Here is a 13,200-nt window from a genome sequence, read left to right on the forward strand (position 1 = left end):
TTCAATTATATTTTTTCATCGTTGCATTGTCCTTTTGTATAAAACAATCTAAAAGGGAATAACCAGCTATTAAACTAATAATCGTAACAAAAGTTGTATTTATTAGAATAATATTAACTAAATAAGGTAGGTATTCGGCAAGTGGTGAAAAGAGTAGTGCTGGGGAAAAGGAAATGAATAGTGTAGGCACTGTAATAGCAATAAATTTATCCGGTTGAAAGCTCCAGTTTTGTTTACTCGTTTCGCGATTAATAGATTGAAGGAATCGTAATAAAATGCCAACTATAAGAGGGAAGAGTGTAAAGTAGAATAATCTTGGATAAACGTTAAAGTTCACTTGTGCATCTGTATCTAAATAAAATTGAATTTTTACTCCTACAAATAATAATAAGACGATAAATAATGTGAAGCAGAGGTATAGCATCAATTTTTGCATTATATTCCACCATCCTTTACTCAAAATATATTCAAAAAAAGAAGAGATATACAATAACTACTGTTGTATATCTCTTCTTTTACTGTTAGTTAATAGTGGAGTTTGCTTTTTCTTGCTTCGTGAAATAATCAATAATGCCCATTGCGCTAATTTTTATATCTAAATGTAAAATATTATAAACGGAATGATCTGATGGAACGTTTAACTTTGTAAGATGAGAAGAGATTTTATCCATTAACAAAGTTTGTAAAGCTTTAGTCGCTTCATCGAAATCATTATACTTTTCAAAGACTTCCTTACCAGTCTGAACGAAAATAGGTAGCCAATGTTCCAATTGATTGTATACTTCTGTAACATGAGAGGATGCGCCGTAATGACCGAAATAAATAGTATCTACATTCATGCTTTGAATGTGATTTTTAGAAGCAATCATCGCATCTGGTTGGAATTGTGAAGGGGACGTTGATGGTAGATATAACTCTACATCAACGTCTGCGAGTTCTCTATAGTAAATTCCAATTGTATCGCCAGTAAAAATCCCGTTTGTTAATGAATCGTGAATGCTAATATGGTGCTTCGCATGTCCTGGTGTATCATAAAATGTAAGGGTGCGGTCTTTTGCAATTTTTAACGTATCACCATGTTGTACAATATGAACACGTTCTTCTTCAATTGGAAGAATTGGGTAAAAGAGTTTATCGAAATCTTCTTTGTAGACAGCTTTTGCACCTAAAATAAGTTTTGTTGGATCAATCATATGACGAGCACCACGAGAATGCACATATAACGTAGCATTTGGACACTGTTCCATCATTAAACCAGCTGCGCCAGCGTGATCTAAATGCACATGTGTAACGATAATGTTTTTAACATCGTTTAAATCAATATGTAATTGTTGTAAGCCGTCTAAAATATACGGAAGAGAAGGGGCTGCACAAGTTTCAATTAAAGTAATATCGTCACCTAATAAAACGTACGTACCTGTTCGTTCATTATGCTGTAAATCGAAATCATCAATAAGATATAGGTGAGAAGATAATTGCTCTACTTTTTTCATAGTTACCACTCCTTATATACTGCATGTTTTTATTATACGCTAAAATAGAAAAAAGGCAGAAAACGAAGCTCGTCTTCTGCCTTTTTGTAATATTATTATTTCGTTTGTTGTTTATTAATAGACATAATGAACAGTCCAACAATCCCGCCTACTAATGGAAGCATAATCTCTCCTGCTAAATTAAAGTAGGAGCTTAAGAATAAACCATTTACATCGATTACCCAGCCAGTAACATACAATAACATCATATATAGTACGAAATAAAACTCGCGATTTGAAATCGTTTCATGTTGTGCAGTTTTCATAATGAACACCATCCTTTTCTTTTATAATGGAATATAAACTGTCACATTTTGTTCACATTTCAATTGTAAAACTTTCCATCATAAAAGTCTAGTAGTTTGTGTCGAATTTTCGAACAGAAATAAAGCGCTATCATTACAACTTATAAGTACGTAATAAGAGCTGTATATTCACGAATGTAGTATAGTATAAACATAGAATGATAGTGAAGAGAGGGGCAAAGACAATGACAGTTTATGATTTTTCAGCTAAAACAATTACAGGTGAAGAAAAATCGTTAAAAGATTACAAAGGAAAAGCACTTCTTATTGTCAATGTAGCTAGCAAATGTGGTTTCACACCACAATATAAAGGATTACAAGAGGTATATGATAAATATAAAGACCAAGGACTCGAAATACTCGGATTTCCTTGTAACCAATTCGGGGGACAAGAACCAGGTACAGAAGCGGACATTACTAGTTTTTGTGAATTAAACTACGGTGTAAACTTCCCGATGTTTGCAAAGGTTGATGTGAAAGGTGATAAGGCTCACCCTCTATATACATACATGACAGAACAAGCACCAGGTTTACTTGGTATGAAAGCAGTGAAATGGAATTTTACGAAGTTTTTAATCGGAAAAGACGGGAAAGTAGTAGGGCGTTTTGCTCCGCAGACGAAGCCGGTAGATTTAGAGGTTGAGATTGAGAAGGTGCTTGGAGAATAATTAGGAGTTTCACTTTATTAAAAAACGTCTCAAAGAACAATGTAGTTCTTTGAGACGTTTTCTTTAAACTCACATTTTCAAGATTAAATAACTGTATCAAAGCCATCTGATTTAGGTAGAGAAGCTGCTTTTTTCATAAGCACTTCCCATAAGTGTACAGATTTCTTCCATTCTTCTGCAGCCTGCTCCTGTTTATACATAGCGTTCTCATAACTGGCAGTAAGTTGTTGCATATCGGCCGAGTTGTAAAGTGTATCGATATGGAGAGCGTATTCTCGGAATGTTTGACTTTCACTCCGTGGTATGCCAATTCTCGCAAATTGTTTTAAAAGTGCACCGTAAGCTTTTTGATAAACAGCATCATTTTTTCGGTATTTATAGAAATGAATAATAAGAAATGTCATCCATTTCATTCTAGTGGTGAAGAGAATGTATCCTATAATACTAATTAGTATCGTAGAGAGGAATACGTACCACCAAGAAAAACTAGTTTTAGAATTTGTGACCTTTTTAGTAGAAGCTTCTTCTGTATTTTCTATTAAACTTTTAAGTTTTGCTTCATTATTTCGTTGTTGTATTTGCTCGTTATTAGAATTATTTGCTTCGCTATTTTGTGAAATAGGAGCAGGCGTATTATTTATAAAATTATAGGGATTGGTAAATCCTTTTGTTGGTTCGAATGGAATCCATCCGTATCCTGGGAAATATACTTCGACCCAAGAGTGTGCGTTATCGTTCGTGATTGTATAAACATCTGCACCTTCTGCAGAGGCAAGTGTATTGTCAAGAGTTCCTTCTGTATAGCCTTTTACCCAGCGAGCAGGAATCCCGGCAGAACGAAGTAGTACAATCATAGACGTCGAAAAATTATTACAGTAGCCACTTTTTGTATCGAAAAGGAATTGATCTACATAATCTTGGCTTTTGGCAGGGAATAAGACATTCGTTGATTCATATGTAAAAGAGTTGTCTGTGAAGTAATTTTCAATAGCTAATACTTTATCATATCGGTTGTCTTTATCATTTGTAAGATTGACAGCCAAGTCTTTTACGCGCTGTGGTAATGACTCGGGAAGTTGTGTGTACTTTGTCATAAAATAAGGGTTTGTTTCTTGACCTTCATTTGTTTTTACAGCTTTCAAGTTTTCTATGGAAAACTCAGGGATCTCATATGTTACTTTATACGAATGTAAAGTAGTAGAAGAGTCTTCATTCATTGTATAAATTTTTTCTGAAAACGGGTCAACACTGTATGATACATTAGAAGAAGCCTCAACTGATACTAATCCTGCTGGATAGGTAAGGTGAGGGTAACTTTTTTGCATGGTAATTGTTGCCTCAGTCGTTTCCGTTTTTGTATTTTGTTCGTACCAGCTTACGACGTCGTTTTTATTTTTTAAAGAAATCTTTTTCGGATTTTCAGAAATTTCCCAGCCTTTTCCTGTATAGAAATCTTTTGTTTCTACTCTCCAATAGTGTTTGTTTTGCGTTCGTGCTGTGAAAACAATTGTAGGATCCGCCTTAAAAGGACCACCTAATCGCGAGTCATCTAAACCATACCCAATTGTAGAAACTTTTTGTTCTTTACTTGCTTCAGATGTGTTGAATTTTAAAAAATCCATTGGGTTTGGCCATTGAGGGCCAAATTTTGGAGCAAAGTATGCGATGGTTGCTAATAATACAATAAATATTGTAAGTGGTCTAAGTAATTTTGAGATTTCCCTAGCATAATTTTGTAAGTGTTCACGCTCTTTTATTCGTTCTACTTGAAGAAGACTAAGCATAAAAAATCCGATGACAACAGTTCGAATAATAGCGTAGTTTGCATTGTATAAATGTAAGTTATGAAAAGTTGCGATATAAATAATAGTCAATACAAGAAATAGAAACCCACGTTTTTTATGAATAATCCAAAATGAAGTGAAAGAACTCAAAAACCAAAATGAGAGAAAAAATAAAACCGTCGGAAAAACTGGAGAAATATCTAGTAAATTCCCTTGGAAAAATAGGGAGGAATTTCGAGACATATCAGAAAAGAATGTTGTTAGCCAAGATGGATTTATAAAAGCATTTTTATAATATAGGGAATGAATGATAAATAGGACTGTGACAATTTTTATTGGAATCTGCCACCTCGTCTGAAAAAAAGAGAGAGCGAAGCAAATTCCTATAAATGTTACGAAAATATCTAATCTACCTACATTTGTAATACCTATAAGAGGTCTTAGCCATTCTAGTAAAAGAAGAAATACACATGCATGCATAAAGAATCTGTTCGTATCCCACTTGTATTTTGTTTGTAATGTTATCATTTGCTCACCTCAAAAAACACGTTTGTATACCGGTTTTCATAAACCGTGTTTACAAATATTTGTCGTTTTTTTAGAGTTTCTATTATACTGATTTCTCGGTGTGAAAGTTGATTCGCTTTTTCTTTCACGACAAAAACCATACATTTTCTATTTTTTATAGCAGCACAATCAGCCGCCTTTTGAATATCGGGAGAAAGATTACTGGTCACGAGTATAACCGTGACGGGCTCATAAATTTTTCTTAGTTCCATGTCTACACTCTGGGAGAGCGGGAATACACTGTCTGCTTGCACTTTTGCTAAATGACAAAGGATTTGTTGTAACTGCGTATATCCATTGTCTAAAGGGAAGATAGTTTGTTCTTTTCCGATAGACACGAATGATGCTGGTGAATTTTGTTTCAAGACAGCCCTTACGATAGAGGCAGTAAATGTGACGACTGATTCGAATAGAGGAGACTCGGTTCTGTCTATGAATATCATGACATTATGGCTGCGCTGCTGTTCAAACTCTTTTGTCATAATATTGTTTGTTCGTGCAGTTGCTTTCCAATCAATCCATGAAAAGCGATCACCAGGTTTATAGTCTCTGACACCGACAGAGATTGTAGAGTCTTTTGCTGAATTTATATTTGCTGAAAGCGCTCCTTGTTCGAAATGATTTTCCAATTGTCGATATGCTATATCTACATACTGGGGATAGACTAAAAATGTATCTGGAACTGAAAAAGTTACTTCTTTCTCTATCATGCCGAATAAATCGCCGGTTTTGACACGAACGCTTGAAAAAGTGTGCTCGCCTCTAGGGATTGTGTCAATAACATATTGAAACGAAATATTTCGTTTCAATCCTGGGAAGAGTACTACCTTATTCATCTTTGTTTGTTTACAACTTATAAATTGTGGTGGCAGTTCATCTTCTATAACTAAATAAAGTAAGGGGAAAGGAAGTTTTCTTTTTATTGTAATCGTGCTTACAAATTGTTCTCCTACTACATATCCATTTTGGTTTGTTATTCGTTTTACTTCAGCGTCCCGTAAAGCGTAGAAGGGGAGTAGTAGCGAATAAAGAGCAATGGGAATTATGCTGTAAAACAAAAACCAACTGACAAACCCTCCTTGAAGCATAGCGTACATAAATGTTAAGACTAGACATAAAGGGAGTAGCAATAACTTCATAACGTGATATAGCGCTCGTAGCATTCGTTTCATCAAGGATTCATCGTCCTTTGAGTAGGCACGGTAGTTCGTGCAACGATTTTTCCGATAACTTGTTCTCCTGTTATTCCTTCAAATTTTGCTTCCATTTTTAGAATGAGTCTATGTGCTAAAACGTAAGGAGCTAAAAATTTAACATCGTCTGGAATAACATAATTCCTGCCATGGATAAATGCATAAGCTTGTGAAGCTTTCATTAAAGCAATCGAGCCACGTGGACTTGCACCTAACTGTATAGAACTGTACGTACGAGTCTGATTAACAAGCTTTACAATGTAATGCTTAATTGCTTTGTCCATACTTACTACCCGTACGTTTTGTTGTAAATAAATTAATTCTTCTATTGTAGTAATGGTCTGTAATTGAGAGAGTGGATTTGTTTTTTCCATCCGGTTTAAAATTTCAAATTCTTCCTCTGGTGTAGGATATCCCATTTTTAGTTTCAATAAGAAACGATCGAGCTGAGCTTCTGGTAGAGAATATGTTCCTTCATATTCGACCGGATTTTGTGTAGCCATGACAAAGAACGGCTTTGGTAAAGGTCTTGTAATACCATCTATTGTAATATTGCCTTCTTCCATACATTCAAGTAAAGCAGATTGTGTCTTTGGAGATGTACGATTAATTTCATCAGCAAGTACAAAATTCCCCATAATTGGTCCAGGCTTGAACTCAAATTGGAGCTCTTTCGGATTATAAATAGAAACTCCTGTTACATCTGACGGCAATAAATCAGGTGTAAATTGAATTCGCTTATAATCAGCATCAATGGATTTAGAAAGAGCACGTACTAGCATTGTTTTCCCGACACCAGGAACATCTTCTAATAGCACATGACCTTCAGCTAAGAGAGCTGTCAAAGCTAAGATTGTTTCTTTTCGTTTTCCGACCATTATTTTTTCAATATTATTGATTATTTTTTCTACAGTGGGATGTAATGAATCAAGCTGGGGCATCGTAATCCTCCTAATGTTATTATCGTTTTCTAATCAATTTAGTGGACATATTTCTAATTCTATATGTAGATAGTAAAGGTCTAACTTAAATTCTGAGAATATTCAGATTATTTATTTCAATTACATCTAGTATAATTGTTTCCGTAACTAAGGGCAATACAGTAAATAATGATTTGTAGTTTTATGTAAAATAAGACTCGATATAAAATAATAACATTGGGAAAAATATTTTTACATACAATTTATACTCTTTTCCTTATGGCAGTTTTGAAATAATATCAAAACTCTTTTTCTTTTGCAAAATAGTCGATACCTCAAAATACCATTCTCCTAATAATTAAGATTAACCATAATCTTCACAACGGAACACAAGATTTTCTCACAAACTTATTTTCTACTGAATTTTTGACAATCTCTTGAACTGTGCGAAATGTCACATCTGTATTTTACAACCTCTCTTATAGTAAGGGTATGTAAGAGAGACGTATTAAAGGAGTGAACAGTATGAAGAAAAAACCTTCAGCACTAATGAGACGTTTAAAATATTTTTCACCAATAGATCGTTATAACGATAATCATACACAAGAAACATATGAAGATCGCGAATGGGAAAATGTGTACAGAAAGCGTTGGCAGCATGATAAAGTAATTCGTTCTACACATGGCGTAAACTGTACTGGCTCATGTAGTTGGAATATATATGTGAAAGATGGAATTGTGACTTGGGAAGGACAGGAGCTTAACTATCCAACGACAGGTCCTGACATGCCTGATTTTGAACCACGAGGATGTCCACGTGGAGCGAGTTTTTCTTGGTACATTTATAGTCCGCTTCGTGTGAAATATCCGTATGTACGTGGTGTTCTTTGGAATATGTGGCAAGAAGAATTACAAAATAACGAGTCCCCATTAGGCGCTTGGAAAAGCATTGTGGAAAACCCTGAAAAAGCACGTACGTATAAGCAGGCGCGTGGTAAAGGGGGATTCATTCGTGCGAATTGGGATGAAGTGTTACAACTTGTTTCTGCTTCATTACTATACACAGTATTGAAATACGGTCCAGACCGAAATGTTGGTTTCTCGCCAATTCCAGCTATGTCGATGTTAAGTCATGCAGCTGGTAGTCGCTTTATGCAACTTATGGGTGGACCAATGCTTAGTTTCTATGATTGGTACGCAGATTTACCACCAGCTTCTCCGCAAATTTGGGGTGATCAAACAGATGTACCAGAAAGTAGTGACTGGTATAACTCTGGTTACATTATGACATGGGGTTCAAATGTACCGATGACGAGAACACCAGATGCTCACTTTTTAGCAGAGGTTCGATATAAAGGAACGAAAGTCGTTTCTGTCAGTCCTGACTTCGCTGAATCTACAAAGTTTGCGGATGATTGGATTAGTGTGAAACAAGGTACAGATGGTGCACTTGCGATGGCAATGGGGCATGTGATCTTACAAGAATTTTACGTAGATAATCAAGTGGAATATTTCACAAAGTATGCGAAGCAATATACTGATTTTCCTTTCTTTGTCACATTGAAACAAAAAGGAGATCAATTCGTTGCTGATCGTTTCTTAAACGCTGCTGATATTGGACGCGAAACGAAGTTAGGAGAATGGAAACCTGTTCTTTGGAACGAGAACACGAATGATTTTGCAACACCTCATGGCACAATGGGCTCACGTTGGGATAACGAAAAGAAATGGAACTTGCGTTTAGAAGATGAAGAAACAGGTGAAAAGATTGATCCACGTCTTTCTTTACTTGGAATGGAAGAATCGATTGGAACTGTACAAATTCCGTACTTCTCTGATGATGGAAACAAAGTATTAGAACGTACAATTCCAGTGAAAAAGGTTATGACAGAAGAAGGCGAAGTGTTCGTTACAACTGTATACGACTTAACGTTAGCAAATTACGGTGTGAACCGAGGGCTCGGCGGACAAGAACAGAAAGACTTCAATGATGATGTACCATTTACACCTGCATGGCAAGAGAAAATAACAGGAGTGAAACGAGAGCTAATCATTCAAATCGCTCGTGAGTTCGCACAAAATGCTGTTGATACGAACGGTCGCTCAATGATTATTGTCGGAGCTGGTATTAACCATTGGTTTAACTCAGATACGATTTATCGCGCAGTTTTAAATCTTGTACTTCTCGTCGGGGCACAAGGTGTAAACGGCGGTGGCTGGGCGCATTACGTTGGGCAAGAAAAATTACGACCAGCAGAAGGATGGCAAACAATCGCGATGGCAAAAGATTGGCAAGGGCCACCAAAATTACAAAATGGTACATCTTTCTTCTATTTCGTAACAGATCAATGGCGCTATGAAGATACACCAGTTGGACATTTAGCATCACCAGTGGAAGGAAACTCTCGTTATCAACATCACGGTGATTACAATGTATTAGCAGCACGACTCGGCTGGTTACCTTCTTATCCTACATTTGAGAAAAATGGAATTGAACTATATAAAGAAGCTGTTGCTGCTGGTGCAACAACACAAGAAGAAATCGGAAAATACGTTGCACAAAAACTAAAAGAAAAAGAACTGAAATTTGCAATTGAAGATCCAGATAACAAAAATAACTTCCCGCGCACCTTATTCGTATGGCGTGCGAACTTAATTTCAAGTTCCGGTAAAGGGCACGAATATTTCTTAAAACATTTACTAGGTACAACAAACGGATTAATGAATGACGATAGTGATTCATTACGACCAGAAGAAATTAAGTGGCATGAAGAAGCGCCAGAAGGGAAGCTTGATTTACTCATTAATTTAGATTTCCGTATGGCTGGAACAGCACTGTATTCTGATATTGTATTACCAGCTTCAACTTGGTACGAAAAACATGATTTAAGTAGTACAGATATGCATCCATTTGTGCATCCTTTTAATCCAGCAATCGGTTCACCGTGGGAAGCACGCTCTGACTGGGATATTTTCACTTCACTTTCTAAAGCTGTGTCAGATTTAGCGAAGAAAATTGATCTTGAACCAATGAAAGAAGTTGTTGCAACACCACTTCTTCATGATACACCGCAAGAATTAGCGCAACCACTTGGCAAGATTAAAGATTGGAGTAAAGGTGAATGTGAACCAATCCCGGGTAAAACGATGCCACAAATTCATGTTGTCGAAAGAGATTATAAAACGATTTATGACAAAATGACTGCGCTTGGACCGAATGTCGGAAAACAACCGATTGGTACGAAAGGGATCTCTTGGTCTGCGGAAAAAGAATATGAGCAATTAAAGAGCAAATTAGGAGTTGTTCGAACGGATTCTATCGCGAAAGATTGCCCAGACATAAAAGAAGCAATCAATGCTGCTGAAGCGGTATTAACACTATCTTCTACAACAAACGGTCATATGGCAGTAAAAGCATGGGAAGCACTTGAAAAACAAACAGATCTAAAATTACGTGATTTAGCAGAAGAACGTGAAGAGGAATGCTTCACATTCGAACAAATTACAGCACAGCCGAAAACAGTAATTACTTCTCCAGCATTTACAGGTTCAGAAAAAGGTGGACGCCGTTACTCACCGTTTACAACAAATGTGGAACGTCTTATCCCTTGGAGAACGATAACTGGTCGACAATCTTTCTACTTAGACCATGACATGATGAAAGAATTTGGTGAAACGATGGCAACATTTAAACCAATTCTGCAACATAAACCGTTCCGTAAATCACGGCCCGAAGTAGAAGGGAAAGAGATTACACTAAACTATTTAACACCGCATAATAAGTGGTCGATTCATAGTATGTACTTCGATTCATTACCGATGTTAACGCTATTTAGAGGTGGTCCAACTGTTTGGATGAATAAAGAGGACGCTGCTGAAGCGGGTGTTGCAGATAATGATTGGATTGAGTGCTTTAATCGTAACGGTGTTGTTGTAGCGCGTGCTGTTGTAACGCATCGTATACCGAGAGGAATGGCATTTATGCACCATGCGCAAGATCGTCACATTAACGTACCTGGTACGAAATTAACAAGTAACCGCGGGGGAACGCATAATAGTCCAACTCGAATTCACGTAAAACCGACACATATGATTGGTGGATACGGTCAATTAAGTTATGGATTTAACTATTATGGTCCGACTGGGAACCAGCGCGATTTAAACGTTGTAATTCGCAAACTGAAGGAGGTAGATTGGCTTGAAGATTAAAGCACAAGTCGGAATGGTAATGAACCTAGATAAATGCATCGGCTGCCATACTTGTAGCGTAACGTGCAAAAACACCTGGACAAATCGTCCAGGTGCTGAATATATGTATTTCAATAACGTAGAAACAAAACCTGGAATTGGTTATCCGAAACAATGGGAAGATCAGTATAAATATAAAGGCGGCTGGGAATTGAAAAATGGTGAAATTCAGCTGAAATCTGGTTCTAAAATGAAGCGTCTTATGAACATTTTCCACAATCCAGATCAACCAACAATTGATGATTACTTTGAACCTTGGAATTATGATTATGAAACATTAACAAATAGCCCACAGCGTAAGCATCAACCAGTTGCTCGTCCGAAATCAGCAATTACAGGCGAATTTATCGACAAAATTGAATGGGGTCCAAACTGGGAGGACGATTTAGCAGGCGGACATATAACAGGATTACAAGATCCGAACGTAAAGAAAATGGAAGAAGAAATTAAAACAGATTTTGAAAACGTCTTTATGATGTATTTACCACGCATATGCGAACATTGTATGAATCCATCGTGCGTATCATCTTGTCCATCTGGTGCAATGTATAAACGTGAAGAAGACGGGATTGTACTTGTGGATCAAAATGCATGTCGTGCTTGGAGATTCTGCGTATCATCTTGTCCATATAAAAAAGTGTATTTTAACTGGCAAACGAATAAAGCTGAAAAATGTACAATGTGTTTCCCACGTATTGAGGCTGGTATGCCAACAATTTGTTCAGAAACATGTGTAGGACGTATCAGATATATTGGGGTAATGCTATATGACGCTGATAAAGTAAAAGAAGCAGCGTCTGTTGAAGACGAAAAAGATTTATATGAATCTCAGCTTACTGTTTTCCTAGATCCAAATGATCCAGAAGTGGCAGTTGAAGCGAAAAAACAAGGCATTCCTGAAGAATGGATTAAAGCGGCACAACAGTCACCAATCTATAAAATGATTATCGATTGGAAAATTGCTCTACCTCTTCACCCAGAGTATCGTACAATGCCAATGGTTTGGTATATCCCGCCGCTTAGCCCAATTATGAATATGGTGGAGGGAAAAGGTAGTAACTGGCAAGCAGAAGAGATTTTCCCTGCTATTGATAATATGCGTATTCCAATTCAATATTTAGCGAATTTACTCACTGCAGGAGATGAATCACATATTCGTCTTACATTGAAAAAAATGGCTGTTATGCGAACGCATATGAGAGCAATGCAAATTAATAAAGAACCAAATGAAGCTGTATTAAAAGAACTTGGCTTAACGAAACAGGATGTAGAAGATATGTATCGTCTTCTTGCTATCGCAAAATATAAAGATCGTTTTGTTATCCCGACATCTCACAGAGAACAAGTTGCAGATTTATATAGTGAACAAGGAAGCTGTGGTTTATCATTCGCAGGTGGTCCAGGCTCTTGTATGACAATTTCTTAAATAATGGGGGCGGAAAAATATGAAACAAAGTTTACAAACTGCTTTTTCATGTTCTTCATTTCTTCTCTCCTACCCAGAAATCGGGTGGAGAGAAACTTTAACTGAATTACAAGAAGAGATGGAAGCGATTGAACAGGACGATGTTAAAGCTTCACTTACAGCATTTATAAAACAAGCGCTAAATAAAACGAACGATCAACTCATTGATGGTTACGTATATACATTTGATTTTGGTAAAAAGACGAATATGTATTTAACGTATATGAACACTGGTGAACAAAGAGAAAGAGGGATTGAATTACTAGAGTTAAAGCAGCATTATAAAAAATCAGGTTTTGAAGTAACAGATAAAGAATTACCTGATTATTTACCGCTATTGCTTGAGTTTTTTGCAAATGCAAATGAGCAAGACAGTGAACCAATTATGAGTAAATACAAGGAGAACATACAAGCATTACACGTTCAGTTAAAAGAAGCAGGTAGTATGTATGAACCAATTCTTGCGGCTGTTCTACTCGCTATCGATACATGGGGTGTACAGACAAATTAGAAAGGAG

The 13,200-nt window shown here is 36.5% G+C and carries 10 protein-coding genes; 4 read left to right on the forward strand and 6 right to left on the reverse strand.

The window, feature by feature from the left end; translation table 11 throughout:
• Position 1: 1 nt before the first annotated feature.
• From ACTFRM_RS06720 to ACTFRM_RS06730, 3 genes are all read right to left on the reverse strand, one after another.
• Positions 2-436 (reverse strand): hypothetical protein, encoded by a 435-nt coding sequence (locus tag ACTFRM_RS06720; RefSeq protein WP_001170914.1) that lies wholly within the window; start codon positions 434-436, stop codon positions 2-4.
• Between the two features lie 85 nt (positions 437-521).
• On the reverse strand, positions 522-1,493 hold the full coding sequence (locus tag ACTFRM_RS06725) for an MBL fold metallo-hydrolase (protein ID WP_173600567.1): 972 nt from the start codon (positions 1,491-1,493) through the stop codon (positions 522-524).
• Positions 1,494-1,588: 95 nt separating this feature from the next.
• Positions 1,589-1,798 (reverse strand): DUF3925 domain-containing protein, encoded by a 210-nt coding sequence (locus tag ACTFRM_RS06730; RefSeq protein WP_000844984.1) that lies wholly within the window; start codon positions 1,796-1,798, stop codon positions 1,589-1,591.
• A gap of 224 nt (positions 1,799-2,022) precedes the next feature.
• On the opposite strand from ACTFRM_RS06730, the gene bsaA reads away from it, so the two are divergent.
• Positions 2,023-2,505 carry a glutathione peroxidase gene (gene bsaA, locus ACTFRM_RS06735; RefSeq protein ID WP_000219440.1) on the forward strand — a complete coding sequence of 161 codons (483 nt, stop codon included), beginning with the start codon at positions 2,023-2,025 and terminating at the stop codon, positions 2,503-2,505.
• An 83-nt stretch (positions 2,506-2,588) separates the two neighbouring features.
• Here bsaA and ACTFRM_RS06740 read toward each other — a convergent pair whose 3' ends face one another.
• From ACTFRM_RS06740 to ACTFRM_RS06750, 3 genes are read right to left on the reverse strand one after another with little or no spacing between them, the layout of a single operon-like run.
• Positions 2,589-4,817 carry a transglutaminase TgpA family protein gene (locus ACTFRM_RS06740; protein WP_173600566.1) on the reverse strand — a complete coding sequence of 743 codons (2,229 nt, stop codon included), beginning with the start codon at positions 4,815-4,817 and terminating at the stop codon, positions 2,589-2,591.
• Positions 4,814-6,028: a DUF58 domain-containing protein gene (locus ACTFRM_RS06745; protein WP_173600565.1), complete on the reverse strand. Its 1,215-nt coding sequence runs from the start codon at positions 6,026-6,028 to the stop codon at positions 4,814-4,816. Before ACTFRM_RS06745 ends, ACTFRM_RS06740 begins: the two co-directional genes overlap by 4 nt.
• Positions 6,028-6,990, reverse strand: a complete 963-nt coding sequence (locus tag ACTFRM_RS06750; protein WP_071740311.1) for an AAA family ATPase — start codon at positions 6,988-6,990, stop codon at positions 6,028-6,030. Before ACTFRM_RS06750 ends, ACTFRM_RS06745 begins: the two co-directional genes overlap by 1 nt.
• 504 nt (positions 6,991-7,494) lie before the next feature.
• On the opposite strand from ACTFRM_RS06750, the gene ACTFRM_RS06755 reads away from it, so the two are divergent.
• From ACTFRM_RS06755 to narJ, 3 genes are read left to right on the forward strand one after another with little or no spacing between them, the layout of a single operon-like run.
• On the forward strand, positions 7,495-11,178 hold the full coding sequence (locus tag ACTFRM_RS06755; protein WP_098212423.1) for a nitrate reductase subunit alpha: 3,684 nt from the start codon (positions 7,495-7,497) through the stop codon (positions 11,176-11,178).
• A complete protein-coding gene (narH, locus tag ACTFRM_RS06760) occupies positions 11,168-12,643 on the forward strand; it encodes a nitrate reductase subunit beta (protein WP_173600564.1) in 1,476 nt (491 codons plus the stop codon). Before ACTFRM_RS06755 ends, narH begins: the two co-directional genes overlap by 11 nt.
• 19 nt (positions 12,644-12,662) lie before the next feature.
• The gene (gene narJ, locus ACTFRM_RS06765) at positions 12,663-13,193 is read left to right on the forward strand and encodes a nitrate reductase molybdenum cofactor assembly chaperone (RefSeq protein ID WP_025688299.1); all 531 of its coding nucleotides are present in this window, start codon (positions 12,663-12,665) and stop codon (positions 13,191-13,193) included.
• Positions 13,194-13,200 lie beyond the last annotated feature (7 nt).

The sequence above is a fragment of the Bacillus cereus group sp. MYBK227-1 genome (assembly GCF_051916325.1).
Taxonomy (GTDB): domain Bacteria; phylum Bacillota; class Bacilli; order Bacillales; family Bacillaceae_G; genus Bacillus_A; species Bacillus_A cereus.